Annotated in this window: 25 protein-coding genes; 17 read left to right on the top strand and 8 right to left on the bottom strand. The window is 64.2% G+C overall.

Going from position 1 to position 21,390, the window contains the following annotated elements; genetic code table 11:
- The first annotated feature begins 33 nt into the window (after nt 1-33).
- From Q352_RS0102515 to Q352_RS0102485, 7 genes are all read left to right on the top strand, one after another.
- A complete protein-coding gene (locus Q352_RS0102515; RefSeq protein WP_028497980.1) occupies nt 34-1,344 on the top strand; it encodes a homoserine dehydrogenase in 1,311 nt (436 codons plus the stop codon).
- On the top strand, nt 1,337-1,864 hold the full coding sequence (locus Q352_RS0102510) for a GNAT family N-acetyltransferase (RefSeq protein ID WP_233495153.1): 528 nt from the start codon (nt 1,337-1,339) through the stop codon (nt 1,862-1,864). The genes Q352_RS0102515 and Q352_RS0102510 overlap by 8 nt, the downstream gene beginning before the upstream one ends.
- Nucleotides 1,865-1,873: 9 nt before the next feature.
- Complete coding sequence (thrC, locus tag Q352_RS0102505) at nt 1,874-3,286, top strand: threonine synthase (protein WP_028497978.1); 1,413 nt, start codon at nt 1,874-1,876, stop codon at nt 3,284-3,286.
- A gap of 51 nt (nt 3,287-3,337) precedes the next feature.
- Entirely contained in the window at nt 3,338-4,012 is a 675-nt protein-coding gene (gene flgA / locus Q352_RS22130; RefSeq protein ID WP_146744996.1) for a flagellar basal body P-ring formation chaperone FlgA, read from the top strand.
- A gap of 100 nt (nt 4,013-4,112) precedes the next feature.
- The gene (gene flgM, locus Q352_RS0102495; protein ID WP_028497976.1) at nt 4,113-4,415 is read left to right on the top strand and encodes a flagellar biosynthesis anti-sigma factor FlgM; all 303 of its coding nucleotides are present in this window, start codon (nt 4,113-4,115) and stop codon (nt 4,413-4,415) included.
- Nucleotides 4,416-4,447: 32 nt separating this feature from the next.
- Nucleotides 4,448-4,918, top strand: coding sequence for a flagella synthesis protein FlgN (locus Q352_RS0102490; RefSeq protein WP_028497975.1), 471 nt, complete (start codon nt 4,448-4,450; stop codon nt 4,916-4,918).
- Nucleotides 4,919-4,984: 66 nt separating this feature from the next.
- The gene (locus tag Q352_RS0102485) at nt 4,985-5,293 is read left to right on the top strand and encodes a DUF2818 family protein (protein WP_028497974.1); all 309 of its coding nucleotides are present in this window, start codon (nt 4,985-4,987) and stop codon (nt 5,291-5,293) included.
- Between the two features lie 63 nt (nt 5,294-5,356).
- On the opposite strand, the gene bfr (Q352_RS0102480) is transcribed toward Q352_RS0102485, so the two are convergent.
- The 6 genes from bfr (Q352_RS0102480) to Q352_RS0102455 all read right to left on the bottom strand — a co-directional run bounded on the left by bfr (Q352_RS0102480) (nt 5,357) and on the right by Q352_RS0102455 (nt 9,173).
- Nucleotides 5,357-5,821 (bottom strand): bacterioferritin, encoded by a 465-nt coding sequence (gene bfr / locus Q352_RS0102480; RefSeq protein WP_028497973.1) that lies wholly within the window; start codon nt 5,819-5,821, stop codon nt 5,357-5,359.
- Nucleotides 5,822-5,831: 10 nt separating this feature from the next.
- Nucleotides 5,832-6,308, bottom strand: a complete 477-nt coding sequence (gene bfr / locus Q352_RS0102475) for a bacterioferritin (RefSeq protein ID WP_028497972.1) — start codon at nt 6,306-6,308, stop codon at nt 5,832-5,834.
- 113 nt (nt 6,309-6,421) lie between these two features.
- On the bottom strand, nt 6,422-6,652 hold the full coding sequence (locus Q352_RS0102470; protein ID WP_028497971.1) for a bacterioferritin-associated ferredoxin: 231 nt from the start codon (nt 6,650-6,652) through the stop codon (nt 6,422-6,424).
- 89 nt (nt 6,653-6,741) lie between these two features.
- On the bottom strand, nt 6,742-7,380 hold the full coding sequence (locus Q352_RS19530) for a glutathione binding-like protein (protein ID WP_051528628.1): 639 nt from the start codon (nt 7,378-7,380) through the stop codon (nt 6,742-6,744).
- A gap of 28 nt (nt 7,381-7,408) precedes the next feature.
- A complete protein-coding gene (locus tag Q352_RS0102460; protein ID WP_028497970.1) occupies nt 7,409-8,269 on the bottom strand; it encodes a lipid A biosynthesis lauroyl acyltransferase in 861 nt (286 codons plus the stop codon).
- 7 nt (nt 8,270-8,276) lie between these two features.
- A complete protein-coding gene (locus Q352_RS0102455) occupies nt 8,277-9,173 on the bottom strand; it encodes a lysophospholipid acyltransferase family protein (RefSeq protein ID WP_028497969.1) in 897 nt (298 codons plus the stop codon).
- A 75-nt stretch (nt 9,174-9,248) separates the two neighbouring features.
- Between Q352_RS0102455 and metK the strand changes: the two genes are divergently transcribed.
- The 4 genes from metK to Q352_RS0102435 all read left to right on the top strand — a co-directional run bounded on the left by metK (nt 9,249) and on the right by Q352_RS0102435 (nt 15,389).
- Nucleotides 9,249-10,418: a methionine adenosyltransferase gene (gene metK, locus Q352_RS0102450; protein ID WP_028497968.1), complete on the top strand. Its 1,170-nt coding sequence runs from the start codon at nt 9,249-9,251 to the stop codon at nt 10,416-10,418.
- A gap of 213 nt (nt 10,419-10,631) precedes the next feature.
- On the top strand, nt 10,632-11,933 hold the full coding sequence (locus tag Q352_RS0102445) for an aminodeoxychorismate synthase component I (protein WP_036385144.1): 1,302 nt from the start codon (nt 10,632-10,634) through the stop codon (nt 11,931-11,933).
- Nucleotides 11,930-12,979, top strand: a complete 1,050-nt coding sequence (mutY, locus tag Q352_RS0102440) for an A/G-specific adenine glycosylase (protein ID WP_234412999.1) — start codon at nt 11,930-11,932, stop codon at nt 12,977-12,979. The genes Q352_RS0102445 and mutY overlap by 4 nt, the downstream gene beginning before the upstream one ends.
- Before the next feature lie 196 nt (nt 12,980-13,175).
- On the top strand, nt 13,176-15,389 hold the full coding sequence (locus tag Q352_RS0102435; protein ID WP_028497965.1) for a RelA/SpoT family protein: 2,214 nt from the start codon (nt 13,176-13,178) through the stop codon (nt 15,387-15,389).
- A 37-nt stretch (nt 15,390-15,426) separates the two neighbouring features.
- Here Q352_RS0102435 and Q352_RS23180 read toward each other — a convergent pair whose 3' ends face one another.
- Entirely contained in the window at nt 15,427-15,798 is a 372-nt protein-coding gene (locus tag Q352_RS23180) for a hypothetical protein (protein ID WP_156952453.1), read from the bottom strand.
- On the opposite strand from Q352_RS23180, the gene rplM reads away from it, so the two are divergent.
- The 6 genes from rplM (at nt 15,797) to Q352_RS0102405 (ending at nt 20,543) form a co-directional block, all read left to right on the top strand.
- The gene (gene rplM / locus Q352_RS0102430) at nt 15,797-16,225 is read left to right on the top strand and encodes a 50S ribosomal protein L13 (RefSeq protein WP_028497964.1); all 429 of its coding nucleotides are present in this window, start codon (nt 15,797-15,799) and stop codon (nt 16,223-16,225) included. The two genes, Q352_RS23180 and rplM, sit on opposite strands and share 2 nt — an antisense overlap.
- A 16-nt stretch (nt 16,226-16,241) precedes the next feature.
- Nucleotides 16,242-16,634, top strand: a complete 393-nt coding sequence (gene rpsI, locus Q352_RS0102425; protein ID WP_028497963.1) for a 30S ribosomal protein S9 — start codon at nt 16,242-16,244, stop codon at nt 16,632-16,634.
- Between the two features lie 114 nt (nt 16,635-16,748).
- On the top strand, nt 16,749-17,777 hold the full coding sequence (gene argC / locus Q352_RS0102420) for an N-acetyl-gamma-glutamyl-phosphate reductase (protein WP_028497962.1): 1,029 nt from the start codon (nt 16,749-16,751) through the stop codon (nt 17,775-17,777).
- A gap of 127 nt (nt 17,778-17,904) precedes the next feature.
- Nucleotides 17,905-18,255, top strand: a complete 351-nt coding sequence (erpA, locus tag Q352_RS0102415) for an iron-sulfur cluster insertion protein ErpA (RefSeq protein WP_028497961.1) — start codon at nt 17,905-17,907, stop codon at nt 18,253-18,255.
- A 121-nt stretch (nt 18,256-18,376) separates the two neighbouring features.
- Complete coding sequence (locus Q352_RS0102410) at nt 18,377-19,261, top strand: CheR family methyltransferase (RefSeq protein WP_051528627.1); 885 nt, start codon at nt 18,377-18,379, stop codon at nt 19,259-19,261.
- Nucleotides 19,262-19,286: 25 nt separating this feature from the next.
- On the top strand, nt 19,287-20,543 hold the full coding sequence (locus Q352_RS0102405; protein WP_028497959.1) for a D-amino acid dehydrogenase: 1,257 nt from the start codon (nt 19,287-19,289) through the stop codon (nt 20,541-20,543).
- Here the strand turns inward: Q352_RS0102405 and xth are convergent.
- Nucleotides 20,540-21,307 (bottom strand): exodeoxyribonuclease III, encoded by a 768-nt coding sequence (xth, locus tag Q352_RS0102400; protein ID WP_028497958.1) that lies wholly within the window; start codon nt 21,305-21,307, stop codon nt 20,540-20,542. The two genes, Q352_RS0102405 and xth, sit on opposite strands and share 4 nt — an antisense overlap.
- Between the last annotated feature and the right edge of the window lie 83 nt (nt 21,308-21,390).

The raw sequence follows: 21,390 nt of genomic DNA, 5'->3' as shown, positions 1-21,390 counted from the left end.
TCCCGGAACATACAATCGATAGCAGGAGTGACGATGAAGCCGATCAATGTAGGCATCATGGGCGTCGGCACGGTCGGCGGCGGCACCGCGACCGTTCTCAAACGCAATGCGGAAGAAATCAGCCGGCGTGCCGGGCGTGCGATCGTGCTGAAAATGGCGGCCAATCTCGATATTGCCAGGGCGCGCGAAATTGTCGGCGACGGCATCGAGATCGTCAGCGATGCCCGCGTGGTCGCGACCCATCCGGATATCGACATCGTGATCGAACTGATCGGCGGTACCGGCATCGCCAAGGACCTGGTGCTGACCGCCATCGATCATGGCAAGCACGTGGTCACGGCCAACAAGAAGCTGCTGGCCGAGCACGGCAACGAAATCTTTGCCCGGGCGCGCGAAAAGGGCGTGATGGTCGCGTTCGAGGCCGCGGTGGCCGGCGGCATCCCGATCATCAAGGCGCTGCGCGAAGGGCTGGCGGCAAACCATATCGAATGGATCGCCGGCATCATCAACGGGACCTCCAACTACATCCTGACCGAGATGCGCGAGAAGGGGCTGCCGTTCGCCGATGCGCTGGCCGAGGCACAGCGCCTCGGCTATGCCGAAGCCGACCCGACTTTCGATATCGAGGGCCATGACGCCGGCCACAAGCTGACCATCATGGCGGCGCTGGCCTTCGGCATCCCGATGCAGTTCGACAAGTGCTATCTCGAAGGCATCAGCACGCTGACCGCGCAGGACATCCGCTACGCCGAGGAACTCGGCTACCGGGTCAAGCTGCTGGGGATCACCCGCCGTACCGCTGCCGGCATCGAGCTGCGCGTGCACCCGACGCTGATTCCGGAAAGCGTACTGATCGCCAACGTCAATGGCGTGATGAACGCGGTGCTGGTCAAGGGTGATGCAGTCGGCCCGACCCTGTACTACGGCGCCGGCGCCGGCGCCCTGCCGACCGCAAGCGCGGTGGTGGCGGATATCGTCGACATCGCCCGCCTGGCCACGGCCGACCCGGAACACCGCGTCCCGTACCTGGCCTTCCAGCCGGACCGGATCGCCGACCTGCCGCTGCTGCCGATCGAGGCTGTCGAAAGCAGCTATTACCTGCGCGTGTGCGTGATCGACAAGCCGGGCGTGCTGGCCGAACTGACCCATATCCTTGCCGACGAGTCGATCTCGATCGAAGCGCTGATCCAGAAGGGCAGCGAGCGTGACGGCCAGGCGGAGATCGTGCTGCTGACCCATCGCGTGGTCGAACGACGCGTGCAGTCGGCGATTGCGCGCATCGAGGCGCTCGCCAGCGTGACCGACAAGGTGGTGCGGCTGCGCATGGAGGCGCTCAATGGCTGACACCGGCGCCGGGATGCGTGTCCGGCACGCGGTGCGTGCCGACCTTCCCGGCATCGTTGACATCTACAACAGCACGGTGCCGTCCCGCCAGGTGACGGCGGATACCGAGCCGGTGACGGTCGCATCGCGCGAGCCGTGGTTCGACGCCCATTCGCCGGCGCGTTATCCTCTGTGGGTGCTGGAGGACGCCGCCGGCGTCATGCTGGGCTGGATCAGCCTCAGCGCGTTCTACGGCCGGCCGGCCTACGCGGCGACGGCCGAGGTCAGCATCTATCTGGCCGAAAGCGCGCGCGGCCGCGGTCTCGGCCGGCTGGCGCTCGACTACGCGCTCGAAGCCTGTCCGGCGCTCGGCATCCGCACGCTGCTCGGCTTCATCTTCGCGCACAATACCCCCAGCATGGCGCTGTTCGAGCGCCGGGGCTTCAGTACCTGGGGTCACTTTCCCGATGTGGCGGAACTCGATGGTGTCCGCCGTTCGCTCGTCATCCTCGGGCTGGCGCTGCCGCAGCCCAAACCTTAGTCAGACATCATGAAATATATCAGCACCCGTGGCGGCATGGCGCCGGCCCCTTTCTCCGACATCCTGCTGATGGGCCTGGCCCCGGATGGCGGGCTGGTCCTGCCGGAAAGCTACCCGCAAGTGGACCGGGCGACGCTCGACACATGGCGTGCGCTGTCCTACCCGGAACTGGCCTTCGAGATCATCCGCCTGTTTGCCGACGACATTCCGGCCGACGACCTGCGCCGCCTCGTGTTCGACACCTACCGCGAAGACGTGTTCGGCTCGGCCGACATCACGCCGCTGAAAGTGCTGGAACCGGGCCTGTGCATTCTCGAACTGTCCAACGGCCCGACTCTGGCGTTCAAGGACATGGCGATGCAGTTCCTCGGCAACCTGTTCGAGTACGTGCTCGGCCAGCGCGGCGAGTCGCTGAACATTCTCGGCGCCACCAGCGGTGACACCGGTTCGGCCGCCGAGTACGCGATGCGCGGCAAGCACAATATCCGCGTGTTCATGCTCAGCCCGTACGGTCTGATGAGTCCGTTCCAGCAGGCGCAGATGTACAGCCTGCAGGATGACAACATTCACAATCTGGCGGTGCGCGGCGTGTTCGACGACTGCCAGGATATCGTCAAGGCCGTCAGCCGGGATCACGTGTTCAAGGCCCGGCGCAAGATCGGCACGGTCAATTCGATCAACTGGGCGCGGGTCGTGGCGCAGGTGGTGTACTACTTCAAGGGCTATTTCGCCGCCACGGCCGGCAACGACGAGCAGGTCAGCTTCAGCGTGCCGTCGGGCAACTTCGGCAATGTCTGCGCCGGTCACATTGCGCGGATGATGGGGCTGCCGATCCGCCACCTGGTGGTTGCCACCAACGAAAACGACGTGCTGGACGAATTCTTCCGTACCGGCCGCTACCGTCCGCGTGGCACGGCCGATACCCATATCACGTCCAGCCCGTCGATGGACATTTCCAAGGCCAGCAACTTCGAGCGCTTCGTGTTCGATCTGGTCGGCCGCGATCCGAAGGCCGTAGCCGGGATGTGGGCGCGGGTGGATGCCGGTGAAGGGTTCGATCTGGCCGGCACACCGGCATTCGCGCGCATTGCCGACTTCGGCTTCCAGTCCGGCAAGAGCACGCATGCCGACCGGCTGGAGACCATTCGTCGCACCGATGCCCGCTATGGCGTGGTGATCGACACCCATACCGCCGACGGGCTGAAGGTCGGTGAGGAATGGCGGGAGGACGGCGTGCCGATGGTGTGCCTGGAAACCGCGCAGGCGGCGAAGTTCGAGGACACCATCGTCGAGGCGCTGGGGCGCAAGCCGGCTCGACCGGCCGGGCTGGACAATATCGAAGCCCTGCCGAAGCGGGTCGAGGTGGTCGATGCCAGTGCCGAGCTGATCAAGCGCTACCTGTCCGAACACATCGACGCCTGACCGGCCGTCGCGGGTTTGAGTCTGCGGCGGCTCGAACGCTACAATCCGCGCATGTCCAGATTGTCGCTGTTTCTGTTGTTGTCGGTTTTCCCGGCACTTCCGGTCCTGGCCTCGCGCCAGGACATCGCCCTGATCGAGGCGCAGGCGCGCGCGTTCGCGCTGCAGGGCTGGCAGGGCGCGGCGGTGCGGCTCAGCTACGGTCAGCTTGACCGCAGGCTGGGCCTGCCTGCCTGCCCGTCGCCGGTCTATGCCTGGGATGGTCCCGGCCGCGAGGCCGCCCGCGGAGTGAAAATTTCCTGCGTGTCACCGAAGTGGTCGATCCGGCTGCCGGTGCGGGCGATTCCGAGCCAGACCGTGGTCATGATCAAGCGTACGGTGGCCACCGGGCAGAAGCTGGTCGCCGAGGATCTGGAACTGGTCGAATCGCGCGACGGCAATGTGCCGCTCGGTGCGTTCGCCCGGATCGAGGACGTGGTCGGCAAGCCGATGGCGCGCACGGTCGTGCCGGGCCTCATGCTGCGGCGGGAAATGCTGGCCCTGCCGCTGGTCGTTCGCCAGGGGCAGCCGGTCCGCATCGTGGCGGACAACCCGGCATTCAATGTGTCCGCGCAGGGGGTGGCAATGACCGCCGGCAGCGAGGGACAGTCGGTCGGTGTGCGCATGCCGAACGGCCGGATTCTGCGCGGGACGGCACGCGCGGACGGCAGCGTTGCCATCAGGTATTGAAGAAATGATCTACTGTGTAACGGCAAGACAATAAAGGCTAAAGCTGGATGACAATCCGCCGATAACTGCTGTAACAAGGGCGATACACGGACTCAATGCGATGAAAATCCAATCCAACATGGTGCATACTGCACCCCCGAGCGGCAACGCCGGAAGCAAGCCGGTCAAGCCGTCGCTGACGACGCCGTCTGCTGCCGGCGAGAGTGTGGCCATCAACCCGCTTGCCAGCCAGATTCAGTCGCTGGCCCAGGACGGCGCCGGCGAAATAACTTTTGATGCTGCGAAGGTTGCGTCGCTGAAAGCCGCCATTTCGAATGGCGAGTACAAGATCAATCCGGAAGGCATTGCCGACGGTCTGGTCCGCAGCTCGCAGGAACTGCTGTCCACGCAGAGTCAGGGCTGACAGCGTTCCGTTTTTTGTAAGTTGTCCACTTCATGACCGATACCCAGATCCAGTCACTGACCGAGTTGGTCGTTGCCGAAACCCGGCAGTTCGAACAGATGCTCGAACTGCTGGATGAAGAGCAGCGTGCGCTGATCGGCGGCAACATCGCCGATATCGAGAAGTTCGCCTCCGGCAAGCTGGAGCTGCTTGAGCAGATCGATCACAGTGCCCGTCTGCGTGCCGAGGCACTGCGCGCCTTCGGCATCGACAGCCGTACGGCACTGTACCGCTGGCTGTCCGACCGGCTGGAACTGCTGTCGATCTGGCAGCACCTGGAACTGGTGTCGGAAAAAGCCCGTGCCGCCAATGACCTGAACGGCAAGCTGATCTCGGATCGCCTGCTGAATGTCAATCAGGCGCTTTCGGCGCTGATGTCGTCCGAGGGCAGCACGCTGTCCTATGGCCGCGATGGCGGCAAGCAGAGCATTGTCGGCGGTGGCCGCAACCTCGGCGCCGCCTGATCCCGTCTCACCGAACGCCGCCGTCTATGGCATGATGGCGGCTGTTTTCATTTTGGGCTGCCCCCGATGAACTGGAACGTTGTCGCGCTGCTGCTGGTTGCCTTTCTGGCGGCGAATCTTCCCTTTGTCTCCAGGAAACTGTTCGGCGTCGTGACGCTGGCCAGGGCCAAGCATGCCGGCTGGCAGGCGCTGGAACTGCTGGTGATGTTCGGCGTGGTCGCCGTGCTGGCCTACGGTCTCGAGGCCCGGCAATCGGCCGTGCATCCGCAGAACTGGCAGTTCTATGTAACCAATCTGGCGCTGTTCCTGGTGTTCGCTTTCCCGGGCTTTGTCGGTCGCCATTTCTGGCACCGCCGTGGCATGCGCCTGGGCTGACCCGTCCGCCTCTGGCGGAATTGAAAAAAGCGCCCCGCGGGGCGCTTTTTCCGTGACTGCGTTTCAGATCTTCGACTGCAGATAGTTTTCCAGACCCATCTGGTCGATATGGCGCAGCTGCTGTTCCAGCCAGCGGGCATGGTCCATTTCGGTATCGTCGAGCATCTTCAGCAGAATGTCGCGGCTCACGTAATCATGTTCCTGTTCACAGGTCCCCATGGCTGCGCGGACATCGCGGACGACCTGATATTCGAGTTCGAGGTCGCTTTTCATCATCGACGGCACATCGCTGCCGATATTCAGTGCCGACGGCACCATGGCCGGCGTGCCGCCAAGGAACAGGATGCGGCGGATCAGCCAGGCCGCATGCTCGGTTTCTTCCTGCATTTCGTGCTCGATGCGCTCGAACAGCTTGCCGTAGCCCCAGTCCTCATACATGCGGGAGTGAATGAAGTACTGGTCGCGTGCGGCGAGCTCGCCAACCAGAAGGTGGTTGAGGGCGCCAATGACTTTTGCACTGCCTTGCATGGTGTTCTCCTTATTCGTTGTCGCCGGTCAGGCTTTGCAGGAAGTTCGGCAGGCCGACGGCGCCGATCAGGCCCAGATGGGTTTCGGTCCAGTCCAGCTGCTCTTCTTCGCTTTCCAGCAGCTCGGTCACGATGTCGCGGGTCACGTAGTCCTGCTCGCTTTCCGCCAGTGCGATCGCCTTGCGCATGTCGGCCAGGCCGCCGTGGATCAGCTTCTCGTCACAGGACAGCATTTCCGGCACGGTTTCACCGATGAACAGCTTGCCGAGTTCCTGCAGGTTGGGCAGGCCGTCGAGGAACAGGATGCGTTCGATCACTTCGTCGGCGTGCTTCATCGCCTTGATCGACCACTTGTATTCGGCGCGGTCGAGGAGCTTGTAGCCCCAGTTGCGGCCCATGCGGGCATGCAGGAATGACTGATTGATCGCCGTGAGCTGGTACTTGAGCACGCCGTTGAGGGCGGCAATGACTTGCGGGTTGCCTTGCATAGTGTTCTCCCATCCGGAAATCCAGCATGCATTATCAGTCATTACGGCACACACAGCCATGCCCGCACTCACGAAGGGTCAGTGCGGGCACAGGAATGGGGGGGCGGGCGGGATCAGGCAGCCAGTGGCAGGCGGGCGCCCATGGGCTGCAGCAGAACAGTCTGGCGTGACGATTGCTGTTGCGCTTTCGCTTCGCACAGCACCGAATGGGCGCATTTCGCGCATTTTCCACACTGGGTGGCGACGCCGAGATCCTGGGCCAGTTCGCGCAAGGTGGACGCACCGTTCTCGACTGCCCTGTGTATCTGGCGATCGGTTACCGCTTTGCACACGCACACGTACATGGAGGTCACCCAGTGAATGAAATACGTTCTCATTCTTGCATGAGTGAGAACGGTTTTCAATAGCCACTTATCGGGTTTGAATACAAGAGCTAACGGGCGGGATTCACCTTTTCGGCCAGGGCGTAGGCACGGGCCGTGGCCGGTCGGGCGGCGATGGCGTCAAACCAGCGCTGCACGTGCGGATAGTCGGCCAGATCGATGTGCTGCTTCTGGTGCGGCACGGCCCACGGGTAGCAGGCGATGTCGGCGATCGAGAACTCGTCGGCCAGAAACTCGTGCAGTGCCAGACGCCGGTTGAGAACGCCGTACAGGCGCTCGGTTTCCTTCTGGTAGCGCTCGATGGCGTACGGCACTTTCTCGGGTGCGAACTGGCTGAAATGGTGATTCTGTCCAAGCATCGGCCCGAAGCCGCCCATCTGCCAGAACAGCCATTCGGTCGCGGCGAGCCGCCGGTGCGGGTCGGCCGGCAGCAGCTGGCCGGTTTTCTCCGCCAGGTACATCAGGATCGCACCGGATTCGAACACGCTGACCGGGCCGCGGCCGAAGGCCGGTGCGTGGTCGACAATGGCCGGAATGCGGTTGTTCGGGGCGATGGCGAGGAAGTCGGGCGCGAACTGCTCACCGGCGCCGATGTTGATCGGCTTGATGGTGTAGTCGAGACCGGTTTCCTCGAGGAACAGGGTGATCTTGTGGCCGTTCGGGGTGGTCCAGTAGTACAGGTCGATCATGGCGGCTTCCGTTTCGCGGGGCGTGATGTCAGTAGAACGGCTTGTCGCCGTCCGGCCGGGTCTTGAAGCGCTTGTGCAGCCAGAAGTACTGCTCCGGCTGCTCGCGGACGCGCGCTTCGATAAACGCATTCATGCGGGCGGCGTCCTCGGTCTCGTCGCCGCACGGGAAGTCGTCCCACGGCGGGAAGACTTCCAGTTCGTACCGGTCCGGCGAGACCCGGCGCGGGATGACCGGCACGATCCTGGCCCGGGTCAGGCGGGCGATGCGGCTCATCGCGGTAATGGTGGCTGCCGGTACGCCGAAGAATGGCACGAAAACCGCTTCCTTGGCGCCCATGTCCTGATCGGGCAGGTACAGCAGTGGCGTGTGGTCCTTCATCGCCTTCAGCAGCGGGCGCAGCCCTTCGGTGCGGGAAATGATCTTGGCGTTGCTGAAGCGCTGCCGGCCCTGGTAGATGCGCCGGTCGAGCACTTCGTTCTTCTGCCGCGCGTAGATGCTGACCAGCGGCACATCCTGGTTCAGCCGGTAGACGCACATTTCAAAACCGACAAAGTGCGGGTACAGGATAATGACGTTCTCGTCCTTCAGGTCGGTCAGGTAGTGCAGGTTCTTGTAGCTGACCAGTTCCCTGAAGCGTGCATCGGGGGAGTACCAGACGATGCCGTATTCGAGCATGAAGCGCGCCATGGCGTGGAAGTGATCGCGCAGCAGGCGGTCGCGTGCAGCCGGGGTCCAGTCGGGAAAGCAGGCCTCCAGGTTGCGGCGGCCGACGCGGCGACGCGGCGCGACCAGGTGGTAGGCAAGCCAGCCGACCGGCCGGGCGATGGCATTGATGGCGGACAGCGGCAGAAAATGCAGCAGCCAGAGAATGAAAAAGGCAAAACGCACGTGGCGGTTACTCCAGAGGGACGTCCGTGGTCGGGCGCTCGTCGGCGCCGGCCGGGTGTTTGAAACGACTGTAGCCCCACAAATATTGTTCGGGCGCTTCACGCACCAGCGCCTCGACCTCGGCATTGATGCGGCGGGTGTCCTGGTAGCGGTCGCCGGTGAACGGCACGCTCAGCGGCCGGATGCGGACCTCGAAGCCTTCGCCGATCTGCAGCCGGCGACCGTAGAAGAAATAGGTGTCGACGTCTTTCATCTCGCCGAGGCGCGAGGCCAGCGTCATGGTGTAGGCCCACTGGCCGAAGAACGGCACCCACAGACCTTCGCCGCTGCCAGGCACCTGGTCCGGCAGCACGATGGTCGCCTCGCCGTGCTTCAGCGCCTTCATGATCTGGCGCACGCCGGCCGGCGTGGCCGGTGCGGTATTGCCGTTGTCGCGGATCCGGCCACGCTGCATCAGCGGCTGCAGCCACTTGACCTTGGGCGGGCGGAACATGGCGGTCAGCGGCACCGGCAGCCGGCTGGCCAGATAGCGGCCGGCGATGTCGTAGGCGCCGAGGTGCGGGGTGATGAACAGCAGACCGCGACCGGCGGCGATCGACGCCTCGACCGCGTCCCAGCCCTGGCACGCACGGACCATGCCGGCGACCCGGCGCGTGTCCTGGCACCAGGCCGCTGCCAGCTCCAGCGCCGACATGCCGGTATGGGCTGCACTGTCGCGAATTAAACGCCTATAATCGGGCGCATTTTCTGCGAAACCCGCCAGTTTCAGACTGTTGCGGGTTTTCTGTCCGAAGCGCGGAGAGAGGACGAGTGCCAGTCTTCCGCTGACCCAACCGATGCGCTGAAGCGCACCCAGCGGGAGACGGCTGATCAGCCAGACCAGGGCAGAGAGCAGGTTTGACATGATAGGGGAGCGTGACGGATACGAATCAAACCACGTATTCTAAACGTTCCGATCTCCCGATTTCAGGAAATCCTTGTGAGCGAATACCTCTTTACCTCTGAATCCGTTTCCGAAGGACACCCGGACAAAGTCGCCGACCAGATTTCCGATGCGATCCTGGACGCGATCTTTACCCAGGACCGTCACGCGCGTGTCGCGGCCGAAACCCTGGTCAATACCGGGCTGGTAGTGCTGGCCGGCGAGATCACCACGCATGCGAACATCGACTATATCCAGGTCGCCCGCGACACCATCCGTCGCATTGGCTACAACAGCTCGGATCTCGGCTTCGATGCCAAGGGGTGCGCGGTGCTGGTCGCCTACGACAAGCAGTCGCCCGATATCGCCCAGGGCGTGAATGAAGGCCAGGGCCTCGATCTCGACCAGGGTGCCGGTGACCAGGGACTGATGTTCGGCTATGCCTGCGACGAAACGCCAACGCTGATGCCGTTCCCGATCTACTACGCGCACCGTCTGGTGCAGCGTCAGGCCGAACTGCGCAAGGACGGCCGCCTGTCGTGGCTGCGTCCGGATGCCAAGAGCCAGATCACTTGCGTCTATGACAGCGAGACCGGCCTGCCGAAGTCGATCGACACCGTGGTGCTGTCGACCCAGCACTCGCCGGATATCGATCATGCCATGCTGACCGAAGCGGTTATCGAGGACATCGTCAAGCCGGTGCTGCCGGCTGAAATGCTGACCCGCGACACCAAATTCCTGATCAACCCGACCGGCCGTTTCGTCATTGGCGGCCCGATGGGGGATTGCGGCCTGACCGGCCGCAAGATCATCGTCGATACCTACGGCGGCGCTGCGCCGCACGGTGGCGGCGCGTTCTCGGGCAAGGACCCGTCCAAGGTCGACCGCTCGGCCGCCTATGCCGGTCGCTACGTGGCGAAGAACATCGTCGCCGCCGGTCTGGCCCGCCAGTGCCAGGTCCAGGTGTCCTACGCGATCGGCATCGCCCAGCCGACGTCGATTTCGGTCGACACCTTTGGCACCAGCCGCATTCCGAACGAGCAGATCGTCGAACTGGTCAAGCGCCACTTCGACCTGCGCCCGAAGGGCATCGTGCAGATGCTGGACCTGCTGCGCCCGATCTACACCAAGACCGCCGCTTATGGTCACTTCGGCCGTGAAGAGCCGGAATTCACCTGGGAAGCGACCGACAAGGCCGCCGCGCTGCGCGCCGACGCCGGCCTGTAAGCGGATAAAGGCGGGCGCCGGGGGCACCGTGACCCCGGCACCCTCCGCCCCCGCTTCGCCCGTCCGCTCTTCATCGCGGGAGGTGCGGGCAGACTGACGGCACCCTTTGTGGTGCCGTTTGCCTTGACGGCATGCGTCCGCAGCCGTTGACAGCAGCGCATGCCATGATAGGCTCGGCCGTTTTCTTCAGGGCCTGCCATCGTGGATGAGGACATGCTGCTTACCCGTTCTCTGCCGGCCGTGCCGGACCTGCTCGCGCTGACCGCTGGCGCACCGCAGTCATTTCCTTTCCTGCTGCAGTCGTCCGCCGACAGCGGCTTCGATATTCTGTTCGCATTGCCGCAGGCGCAGCAGTTGTATTTTGATGGTGACGGCGCCCGCCTGCTCGCCGATCTGGCCGCGCTGGAATTGCGGGCGATCGAACGGCCGGACCCGCGCCTGCCGTTTGTCGGCGGCTGGTTCGTCTATCTCGGCTACGAAATGCTGCACACCTTCGAGCCCCGCGTGCCGGCACCGATTGCCGATGCCTTCCCGCTGGCAGCGCTGGTACGTGTGCCTGCCGCCATCGTGGTCGACCGTGCCGCCGGCACGGCGACGCTGGTGGCGGAAACTGCTGCGCAACTGGCCGAGCTGGCCGCACAGGTCGACGCGGCGCCAGCCTGGCAGCCCGCCCCGCTGCAGCTGCTGGCGCTGGAGGAGGATGCGCCGGGGCGTTATGTCGATGCGGTCGAACGCATCAAACACTATATTCGTGAAGGTGATGTCTTCCAGGTCAATGTGTCGCGCGAGTGGCGCGCCCGCCTGAATGCTGACGCCAGTGCCGCCGATGTGTTCGCCGCGCTGCGCCAGGCCAATCCGGCACCATTCTCGGCACTGGCCGATTTTGGCGACTGGCAGATCGTCAGCTCGTCGCCGGAACGGCTGGCTCGGGTGTCGCCGCAACGGGTCATCGACACCCGGCCGATTGCCGGCACTCATCCGCGCGCGACCGATCCGGTCGAGGACGCCGCGCTGAAGGCGCGGCTGATTGCCGACCGCAAGGAGCGCGCCGAGCATGTGATGCTGATTGACCTCGAACGCAACGACCTGGGCCGGGTCTGCGTGCCGGGCAGTGTCGAGGTCGACGAGCTGATGAGCGTGGCCAGTTACGCGACTGTCCACCATATTGAATCCAGCGTGCGCGGCCGCCTGCGTGATGCGGTCGGACCGGCCGGCGTATTTCGCGCCCTGTTTCCCGGCGGCACCATCACCGGTTGCCCGAAAGTGCGCTGCATGCAGATCATCCGCGAACTGGAAACCGCGCCGCGCCGCGCCTATACCGGCAGTCTCGGCTACATCAATCGTGACGGCAGCCTCGACTGCAATATCCTGATCCGCAGCTTCATGCGCGAAGGCGACCGGCTGCGCTTCCGGGCCGGCGGCGGCATCGTCACCGATTCCGATCCGGAACGTGAATTGAACGAGACGCGGCACAAGGCGCGCGGCCTGTTGCGCGCACTGGGGATTGAATCATGAGCGCCTTCGCCACCCGTCTTGTTGACTGGCAGCGCCGGCACGGCCGCAGCGGGCTGCCATGGCAGGTCGCCGACCCGTACCGGGTCTGGGTGTCGGAAATCATGCTGCAGCAGACCCAGGTTGCAACCGTACTCGATTACTACCCGCGTTTCATGGCGCGCTTCCCGACCGTGGGCGAGCTGGGCCGTGCGGCACTGGACGAAGTGCTGGCGCTGTGGAGCGGACTCGGCTACTACAGCCGCGCACGCAATCTGCACAAGGCGGCGCAGCGCATCGTGACCGAACATGATGGCGTGTTTCCCCAGCGCTTCGAGCAGGTGCTCGATCTGCCGGGCATCGGCCGTTCGACCGCGGCGGCGATCTGCGCGTTTGCCCGGGGTGAGCGGCGCGCGATTCTGGACGGCAACGTTCGTCGCGTGCTGGCACGCTGGGGCGGCATCGAAGGCTTTACCGGCGGGAAGGCGGTCGAAAACCGGCTGTGGACGCTGGCGGAGTCGCTGCTGCCTGCGGCATCGGCCGATATGGTGGCCTATACCCAGGGCCTGATGGACCTGGGCAGCCTGGTCTGCACCCGGGGCAAGCCGGCCTGTGGCCGCTGTCCGCTGGCGGCCGACTGTGTCGCGCTGCGGGATGACCGGGTCGGCAGCCTGCCGACGCCCAGACCGAAGAAAGCGCAGCCGACACGGGATGCGGTGTGGCTGCTGGCGCGGGACAGCAGCGGACGCGTTCTGCTGGAACGGCGGCCTGAAAGTGGCATCTGGGGCGGGCTGTGGAGCCTGCCGGAGCTGGCGTCCAGCGATGCCGTCGACGCAGCCGCCGCGCAGTATGATTTTAAAGTCGATCAGATCGAACCGGCCTGGCACGAAATCGAGCATGTGTTCACCCATTTCCGCCTGCTGGCCTTGCCGCTGCCGGTACGGGTTGCCGCACACGGAGAACGGCAGGATGGGCGGCAGGGCTGGTTCCTGCCGGCGGAAGCGCTGACCATGGGCCTGCCGGCGCCGGTACGCCGCCTGCTTGATGCGCCATCCGGCACGCTGTTTTGACACCGTCTGGCTTGGTGCGGGCCATGAACCGCCAAAGGGATTAAACTGCCGGAAGCGGGATTCCCGTCCTACAATGGCAACCTTTTTTACCTAACGTGGTGGGCTTGCGGCGCGACCGGAAACGGCGCCCGCACCGGCCGGCTGCGTTGTACCCAGGGCCAATGCCTGACTTGCGCAGGATACGCATAAGCACTCTATGGTTTCCGTCACACGCCCGCTTGCAGATTCTTTAGCCGATGCCGCCGATCCCAACGCCTGGCTGGCCGGAGTCAAGTCCGGACTGTCTCCCGACGAGCTGGTGGTCCTCGAACGCGCCTTCCGCGCCGCCCGCGAGTTGTACGCCGGCAAAATCATCCCGCTGACCGGTGAGGATGCCTTTGGTCATGCGGTGTCGTCCGCCGCGATCATCGCCGACCTCAACCTGCCGGCCTCGACCATCGCCGCCACCCTGCTGGCCGGTGCACCCCAGTATCGCGACGATTGCCTGCCATGGCTGACCCGGGAATTCGGCAAGGAGATTGCCGATCTGGTCGACGGTGTCGGCCGCCTGTCGCGCATTGCCGAGCTGGGCCGCCGCGACGAGCACGTGTCGCCCGAGGCGCGCTCGCAGCAGGCCGAGGTCATGCGCAAGATGCTGCTGGCGATGGTGGCCGACATCCGCATCGTGCTGATCAAGCTGGCCTGGCGCACCCAGACCATGCACTGGCTGTCCAAAGTGGCGGACGAACGTTCCCGCCGGCTGATCGCCCAGGAAACCTACGATATCTTCGCGCCGCTGGCCAACCGCCTCGGGGTCTGGCAGATCAAGTGGGAACTGGAAGATCTGGCTTTCCGTCACCTGGAACCGGACAACTACAAGAAGATCGCCCGGCTGCTCGACGAGCGCCGGGTCGAGCGCATCCAGTATATCGAGGATGTGCTGTCGACCCTGCGGCAGGAACTGCAGAAGGCCGGCATTACCCATTCCGACGTCGCCGGGCGGCCGAAGCACATCTATTCGATCTGGAAGAAGATGCGCAAGAAGCATCTGGATTTCAGCGAGCTGTACGATATCCGCGCCGTGCGGGTGCTGGTCGACCGTACCGTCGACTGCTATACCGTGCTCGGTCTTATTCACAGTATCTGGCAGCCGATTCCCGGCGAGTTCGACGACTACATCTCCCACCCGAAGGCGAACGACTACAAGAGCCTGCATACCGCCGTGATCGGCCCGCAGGACAAGGTGGTCGAAGTGCAGATCCGGACCTTCGACATGCACGAGCATGCCGAGTTCGGTGTGGCTGCGCACTGGCGCTACAAGGAGGGCGGGCAGGGCGATGCGCAGTACGAGGCCAAGATCGCCTGGCTGCGCCAGCTGCTCGACTGGCGGGAAGAAGTCGGCGAGAAGGAAGAAGGGCTGGCCAATGCCTTCCAGACTGCGCTGTTCTCCGACACCATCTATGTGATGACCCCGCAGGGGCGGGTGCTGAGCCTGCCGGCCGGTGCGACGCCGATCGACTTTGCCTATGCCTTGCATTCGGACCTCGGCCACCGCTGCCGCGGAGCGAAGATCGACGGCCAGATCGTGCCGCTGTCGACGCCGCTGGAAAACGGCCAGCGCATCGAGATCATGACGGTCAAGGAAGGCGGACCATCGATCAACTGGCTGCACGATGGCTGGGTCAAGAGCTCCAAGGCGATCGGCAAGATCCGTCAGTACATTCGCCAGCAGAACGCGCACGTGGCGATCGACGCCGGGCGCACGCTGTTCGAGAAGGAACTGTCCAAGCTGCCGCCGGCGGTCAACCCGAATATCGAGGCTGTGGCCGACCGGCTGAATTTTGCCCATCCGGAAGAGATGTACGCCGCGCTCGGCCATGGCGAGCTGTCGATGCGCGCGGTGCAGAACGCGATCAATGCCTTCGTGCCGGTAACGCCGGGCGAGATGGCGCCGGAAGACCTGGTGCACAAGAGCCGGGCCGAGCATGACGCCGGCGGCATCCTGATCGAGGGCGTCGACAACCTGATGACGGTACTGGCCAAATGCTGCAAGCCGGCTCCGCCGGACCCGGTGGTCGGCTTCGTGACCCGCGGACGCGGGGTGTCCATCCATCGCGCCAACTGCGTCACCCTGAAGCGGTTGTCGGCCAGCGTGCCCGAGCGGCTGATCGCCGCCGACTGGGGGCGTCAGGAAGGCAGCGTGTTCGCCATCGACCTCGAAGTCATGGCCATGGACCGCTCCGGCCTGCTGCGCGACATTTCCGATGTGCTGTCGCGCGAAAAACTCAATGTCACCGCGGTCAACACGCTGAGCCGCGACCACCACGCCCGCATGCGGTTCACGCTGGAAGTCAGGCAGGTGGCGGATCTGCAACGGGTGCTGGCGCGGGTGCAGGACGTGCCCGGCGTGCTGGAGGCCAGGCGGGTCTGAGCCGGCAAAGGGCACGAATCCGGTGAAACGGAGACAGTTATACTGCACTGCACAAAAAAGCCTTGCCAAGTGCGTAAGGCATTACCATAATTTGCAGTGCATCAAGACGTTCCATGCAATATGGCGTTTTGGTGTTGTCTCCTCCATCCTCCTTATTTAGGTGGAACTTATGCGCAGCTGGCAACGCCGGTTGCGCTTTTTTTTCCCGCCATTCCGGGGCGGTCATGCTGCGGTATCGACGATGTTGCGTCGCGAAAGCGCCCAGCGGGCGGCGTTGACGGGCGATCGCCCGCAAGCCCGCGATTTTTCGGGCAATTTCCCTGTTTCCTTCTCTCGTCGCGGTTTGACAGTGGCAGGACGGCTGTATAGAATCGGCAGCTTTCAAGAATTTCGACTGGAAGAGATCCATGAAGACCTTCTCTGCCAAGCCGCATGAGGTGAAGCGCGACTGGTTCGTCGTCGACGCTACTGACCTGGTGCTCGGCCGCCTGGCCGCCGAGATCGCCCACCGCCTGCGTGGCAAGCACAAGCCGGAATACACTCCGCACGTCGATACCGGCGACTACATCGTAGTCGTCAACGTTGACAAGCTGCGTGTGACCGGCAACAAGGCACTCGACAAGAAGTATTACCGTCACACCGGCTACCCGGGCGGCATCTACGAGCGCAACTTCACCGAACTGCAAAACCAGTTCCCTGAGCGCGTTCTGGAAAAAGCCGTCAAGGGCATGCTGCCGAAGGGTCCGCTTGGTTACGCAATGATCAAGAAACTCAAGGTGTACGCTGGTACCGAGCACCCGCACACCGCGCAGCAGCCCAAGGCGCTGGCAATCTGAATCTGAGGCTCAGTAAATGAACGGCAAATACTACTACGGCACTGGCCGCCGCAAGAGCGCGGTAGCACGTGTGTTCATGATCAAGGGTTCGGGCAAGATCACCGTCAACGGCAAGCCGGTTGACGAATACTTCGCCCGCGAAACCGGCCGCATGGTGATCCGCCAGCCGCTGACCCTGACCGAACATCTCGACTCGTTCGACATCCTTGTCAACGTCGTCGGTGGTGGCGAAACCGGTCAGGCCGGTGCTGTGCGTCACGGCATCACCCGTGCTCTGATCGACTTCTCGACCGAACTCAAGCCGACCCTGTCGGCCGCCGGCTTCGTGACTCGCGATGCTCGTGAAGTTGAACGGAAGAAAGTCGGTCTGCACAAGGCCCGTCGCCGCAAACAGTTCTCCAAGCGTTAATCGCTCGCAGAATGCGGGACACCAGAAAAGCCACCTCCGGGTGGCTTTTTTCATTGCCGATTGCGCGTTACTATTGCTTTTTTACGACGCAAATTTACTTTTCAAGGACATCAGATGATCAAGGTCGGCATCGTCGGCGGCACCGGGTATACCGGAGTCGAACTCCTGCGCCTGCTTTCCAGGCACCCCGGGGTCGAGTTGAAAGCCATTACCTCGCGCAAGGAAGCCGGCCTGCGAGTCGATGCCATGTTCCCGAGCCTGCGCGGCCGGGTCGATCTGGCGTTTTCGGCGCCGGAGTCGGCCGGGCTGGCGCAGTGCGACGTGGTGTTCTTCGCCACGCCGAACGGCATCGCCATGAACGAGGCGGTGGCCCTGCTCGATGCCGGCGTGCGCGTGATCGACCTGGCTGCCGACTTCCGCATTCGCGACATCGCTGAATGGGAAAAGTGGTACGGCATGACGCATGCTGCGCCGTCGCTGGTGGCCGAGGCCGTGTACGGGCTGCCGGAAGTCAACCGCGAGGCCATCCGCGATGCGCGGCTGATTGCCAACCCGGGGTGTTACCCGACGGCGGTGCAACTGGGCTTCCTGCCGCTGATCGAGGCTGGCGTCATCGATACCGCGACGCTGATCGCCGACTGCAAGTCCGGCGTGTCCGGCGCCGGGCGCAAGGCGGAGGTCGGCGCGCTGTTTGCCGAGTCGACCGACAGCTTCAAGGCCTATGGCGTTGCCGGGCACCGCCACCTGCCGGAAATCCGTCAGGGCCTGTCGCGGGTGTCGGGCGCGCCGGTCGGGCTGACCTTCGTGCCGCACCTGACGCCGATGGTGCGCGGCATCCACGCCACGCTGTACGGCCGGCTGGACCGGGACATCGACCTGCAGGCACTGTTCGAGCAGCGCTATCACGATGAACCGTTCGTCGACGTACTGCCGGCCGGCAGTCACCCGGAAACGCGTTCGGTACGCGGCGCCAACCTGTGCCGCATTGCCGTGCACCGGCCGCAGGGCGGGGATACCGTGGTGGTGCTGTCCGTCATCGACAATCTGGTCAAGGGCGCGGCCGGGCAGGCAGTGCAGAACCTGAACCTGATGTTCGGCTTCGACGAGGCGGCCGGGCTGGATATCGTGCCGCTGATGCCCTGAGCCGGGGCACCATCGGGGCTACGGCGCTAAGCCGTTGTCCTGATGGCAAAACCCTACTGCCGGCCTCGTTGCTTTTGCCAGATCGACAGCGGATAATCCATCTTGACGTTTACTGGAGATGGAACACATGAACGCTGTAACCGAAATGCCGCTGCCGCTCGTTTTTACCGACAGCGCGGTGTCCAAGGTGAGCGAACTGATCGCAGAAGAAGGCAACCCTGATCTGAAGCTGCGCGTCTTCGTGACCGGCGGCGGTTGCTCCGGTTTTCAGTACGGTTTCACTTTTGACGAAATCGCCAACGAAGACGACTCCCAGTTCGTGAAGGGTGGCGTCACGCTGCTGATCGATCCGATGAGCTACCAGTATCTGGTCGGCGCGGAAATCGATTATCAGGAAAGCATCGAGGGCTCGCAGTTCGTGATCAAGAATCCGAATGCCACCTCGACCTGCGGTTGCGGGTCGTCGTTCTCGGTGTAAGCCTCTTACTGACTGGACATCAAGGGGATATCATTCGTGGTCGATATTCCCTTTAGCAAAGCCCAAGCTTGCTTGGGCTTTTCGTTTGTGATCGTTGTCTAACCGGGATCGAACCGCCTGTATGAATGCCTCTTCCCTGCCGTCCGCCTCGTCCGCTTTTTCGCGTGAGTTCGATTTTACCGAGCGTGATTTCGAACGCATCCGCAACGCCATTCGCCACTATGCGGGCATTTCGCTGAACGTCAGCAAGAAGGACATGGTCTATGGCCGGCTGGTCAAGCGCATCCGCAGCCTCGGGCTCGGCGGCTTTGCCGTCTACCTGGATCTGCTGGAATCGCCGGCCGGTCGTAGCGAACTGGAGCTGTTCGTCAACGCGCTGACGACCAATCTGACCTACTTCTTCCGCGAAGAGCATCATTTCCCGCTGCTGGCCGAACACCTGAAGGCCCGTGCGGCCGCCGGCGCCACCGAGCTGCGCATCTGGTGCAGCGCGGCGTCGACCGGTGAGGAACCGTACTCGATCGCCATCACCGCGCTGGAAGCCGTCTCCGGCATGGCGCGGGCGCCGCGCATCGAAGTGGTCGCCTCTGACCTGGATACCCAGGTGCTGAAGACGGCAGCGGAAGGCGTGTATGCCGCCGACGTGCTGGCCAAGCTGCCGCCGGGGCTGTCGGCCCGCTACTTCGACCGCCTGCCCGATGGCCGTGGCAAGGCAAAGGCGGCGCTGCGCGAGCGCCTGCGCTTCTGCCGCATCAACCTGATCGAATCACCGGTGAGCTGGGGACTGAAGAGCGGCTTCGATGCCATCTTCTGCCGCAACGTGATGATCTATTTCGATCGCGCGACCCAGCTGGAAGTCCTTAACAAGTTTGCGCCGCTGCTGCGCCCGGATGGCCTGCTGTTTGTCGGCCACTCGGAGAATTTCCACCAGGCCAATCCGCGCTTCCGTCTGCGCGGCAAGACCGTGTATTCGCTGGAGCCGGCGGCGGGCAGTGCCCCCCGGTAACGCGGACAAGGTTTACGGACAAGGAATGAAAGTCATCGTGATGGGCGCCGGCGTGGTCGGCGTATGCACAGCCTGGTATCTGTCCCGGGCCGGGCACGAGGTGGTCGTGATCGACCGCCAGGGCGACGCCGCGCTGGAAACCAGCTTTGCCAATGGCGGCCAGATCTCGGTCAGCCAGTCGGTGCCGTGGGCCTCGCCGGACGCGCCGCTGCAGATCCTGCGCTGGCTGGGGCGGGCTGATTCACCGCTGCTGTTCCGGCCGAAGCCGGACCCGCGGCAGTGGGACTGGGGCGTGCGCTTCCTGCTCGAGTGCCGCGACAGCCGCCTGCGGCGGAACATGAGCCAGATGCTGGCGCTCGGCCTGTACAGCCGGCAGAGCCTGCAGGCGCTGCGTGAGGAAACCGGCATCCACTATGACCAGTGCACCCGGGGCATTGTCTGCCTGTACCAGACCCGCAAGGAACTGGACCACGCCGCCGAATGCGCCGAGTGGATGCGCCCGTTCGGCATCGACCGTCGCCTGGTCGAACCGGGGGAACTGGCCGCGCTCGACCCGGCGCTGGCGAACGTTGCACCGACCCTGGCCGGCGCGACCTACTGTGCGGACGACGAGAGCGGCGACGCCGGTCTGTTCACCCGCAAGCTGGCTGCCCTGTGTGCCGACAACGGGGTCCGCTTCCTGTTCAACACCCGCATCAATGCGCTGGAGCATGACGGGCAGCAACTGACCGGCGTGTCGGTGACCGGGCCGGACGGCTTCTATCGCAGCGAACATGCCGATGCCTACGTGCTGGCGCTGGGCAGCCATTCACCGCTGCTGGCGCAGCCGCTGGGCGTGCACCTGCCGGTGTATCCGACCAAGGGCTATTCGGCCACCTTTGCCGTGAGCGACCCGTCGCGGGCGCCGCAGCTCAGCATCACCGACGAATCCCACCATATCGTGTTCTCGCGGCTTGGCGACCGCCTGCGCGTGGCCGGCACGGCAGAACTCAGCGGTTACTCCAGTCACCTTGACCCGGTGCGCTGCGCGGCGCTGACCACCCGGGCGCAGGCGCTGTTCCCGGATGCGGCGGACTACACCCGGCCGCAGTACTGGACCGGACTGCGGCCGTCGACGCCATCGAATGTGCCGCTGATCGGCCGGGTGCGCCGCTATGGCAACCTGTTCCTGAATACCGGCCACGGCACGCTCGGCTGGACCGAGGGCCCGGGGTCCGGCCGCCTGCTGGCCGACATCATCAGTGGCCGGCCGGCCGGCATCGACTTCGCCCTGTTCCGCTAGAACGAGGCGACGACAGGCGCGTGGTCGCTGGGGCGCTCCCAGCGACGCGGCGTCTTGTCGATCACGCACGCGTCGAGTCCGGCCGCCAGCGGCGCCGACAGCAGCACATGGTCGATGCGCAGCCCCTTGTCGCGGCGGAACATGCCCTGGCGGTAGTCCCACCACGAGTAGCAGCCGGCCTCGTCGTTCAACTGCCGGAACGCATCACTGAGTCCCAGACCGAGCAGGCGCTGGAAGGCGGCCCGCTCCGCGTCCGAACACAGCACCTGACCGGCCCAGCCGGCCGGATCGTACAGATCGCGATCGTCCGGTGCGATATTGAAGTCGCCGGCCAGCGCCAGCCGCGGATGCCGGCTCAGCTCGTCGGCAACGAAATCTGCCAGCCGTGCATACCAGTCGAGCTTGTACGCATACTTGTCGCTGCTCAGCGACTCGCCATTGACGCAGTAGGCCGAAATGACGCGCACGTCGCCGACGGTGGCGGCGAGCAGGCGGCGCTGCGGGTCGTCATAGCCGGGAATGCCGGCGATCACGTCCTGCGGCTGCTGCGGGGCGCGGGTGAGGATGGCGACACCGTTGTAGGTCTTCTGCCCGGACCAGGCGGCGTGATAGCCGACGGCTTCCAGTTCGGCGACCGGAAACTTGTCCTGGTCGAGCTTCAGCTCCTGCAGGCACAGCGCGTCGACCGGGTTGTCGGCGAGCCAGTCGATGACGTGCGGCAGGCGCACTTTCAGGGAATTGACGTTCCAGGTGGCGAGTTTCACTAGTCTGCTTTGTCTGTCGGGGGTGAAATGAACAGCATATCAAGCCTGTCCGGTTTTGGCCGGGCAGCGCTCTTGCTTTCGGA

This window comes from Microvirgula aerodenitrificans DSM 15089 (genome assembly GCF_000620105.1).
GTDB classification, from domain to species: Bacteria; Pseudomonadota; Gammaproteobacteria; order Burkholderiales; family Aquaspirillaceae; genus Microvirgula; species Microvirgula aerodenitrificans.
The sequence above is the reverse complement of the archived record's forward strand: the minus strand, read 5'-3'. Positions and strand labels throughout refer to the sequence as shown.

Excerpts from the sequence above, each read along its gene's own strand:
- Q352_RS0102515 (WP_028497980.1), top strand. The coding sequence starts at position 34 with ATGAAGCCGATCAATGTAGGCATCATGGGCGTCGGCACGGTCGGCGGC.
- rplM (WP_028497964.1), top strand. The coding sequence starts at position 15,797 with ATGAAGACCTTCTCTGCCAAGCCGCATGAGGTGAAGCGCGACTGGTTC.
- mutY (WP_234412999.1), top strand. The coding sequence starts at position 11,930 with ATGAGCGCCTTCGCCACCCGTCTTGTTGACTGGCAGCGCCGGCACGGC.
- Q352_RS0102410 (WP_051528627.1), top strand. The coding sequence starts at position 18,377 with ATGAATGCCTCTTCCCTGCCGTCCGCCTCGTCCGCTTTTTCGCGTGAG.
- erpA (WP_028497961.1), top strand. The coding sequence starts at position 17,905 with ATGAACGCTGTAACCGAAATGCCGCTGCCGCTCGTTTTTACCGACAGC.
- Q352_RS23180 (WP_156952453.1), bottom strand. The coding sequence starts at position 15,798 with ATGGATCTCTTCCAGTCGAAATTCTTGAAAGCTGCCGATTCTATACAG.
- Q352_RS0102435 (WP_028497965.1), top strand. The coding sequence starts at position 13,176 with ATGGTTTCCGTCACACGCCCGCTTGCAGATTCTTTAGCCGATGCCGCC.
- Q352_RS0102455 (WP_028497969.1), bottom strand. The coding sequence starts at position 9,173 with ATGTCAAACCTGCTCTCTGCCCTGGTCTGGCTGATCAGCCGTCTCCCG.
- Q352_RS0102470 (WP_028497971.1), bottom strand. The coding sequence starts at position 6,652 with ATGTACGTGTGCGTGTGCAAAGCGGTAACCGATCGCCAGATACACAGG.
- argC (WP_028497962.1), top strand. The coding sequence starts at position 16,749 with ATGATCAAGGTCGGCATCGTCGGCGGCACCGGGTATACCGGAGTCGAA.
- Q352_RS0102405 (WP_028497959.1), top strand. The coding sequence starts at position 19,287 with ATGAAAGTCATCGTGATGGGCGCCGGCGTGGTCGGCGTATGCACAGCC.
- rpsI (WP_028497963.1), top strand. The coding sequence starts at position 16,242 with ATGAACGGCAAATACTACTACGGCACTGGCCGCCGCAAGAGCGCGGTA.
- flgM (WP_028497976.1), top strand. The coding sequence starts at position 4,113 with ATGAAAATCCAATCCAACATGGTGCATACTGCACCCCCGAGCGGCAAC.
- thrC (WP_028497978.1), top strand. The coding sequence starts at position 1,874 with ATGAAATATATCAGCACCCGTGGCGGCATGGCGCCGGCCCCTTTCTCC.
- flgA (WP_146744996.1), top strand. The coding sequence starts at position 3,338 with ATGTCCAGATTGTCGCTGTTTCTGTTGTTGTCGGTTTTCCCGGCACTT.
- Q352_RS0102490 (WP_028497975.1), top strand. The coding sequence starts at position 4,448 with ATGACCGATACCCAGATCCAGTCACTGACCGAGTTGGTCGTTGCCGAA.
- Q352_RS0102510 (WP_233495153.1), top strand. The coding sequence starts at position 1,337 with ATGGCTGACACCGGCGCCGGGATGCGTGTCCGGCACGCGGTGCGTGCC.
- bfr (WP_028497973.1), bottom strand. The coding sequence starts at position 5,821 with ATGCAAGGCAGTGCAAAAGTCATTGGCGCCCTCAACCACCTTCTGGTT.
- Q352_RS19530 (WP_051528628.1), bottom strand. The coding sequence starts at position 7,380 with ATGATCGACCTGTACTACTGGACCACCCCGAACGGCCACAAGATCACC.
- bfr (WP_028497972.1), bottom strand. The coding sequence starts at position 6,308 with ATGCAAGGCAACCCGCAAGTCATTGCCGCCCTCAACGGCGTGCTCAAG.
- Q352_RS0102485 (WP_028497974.1), top strand. The coding sequence starts at position 4,985 with ATGAACTGGAACGTTGTCGCGCTGCTGCTGGTTGCCTTTCTGGCGGCG.
- Q352_RS0102445 (WP_036385144.1), top strand. The coding sequence starts at position 10,632 with ATGCTGCTTACCCGTTCTCTGCCGGCCGTGCCGGACCTGCTCGCGCTG.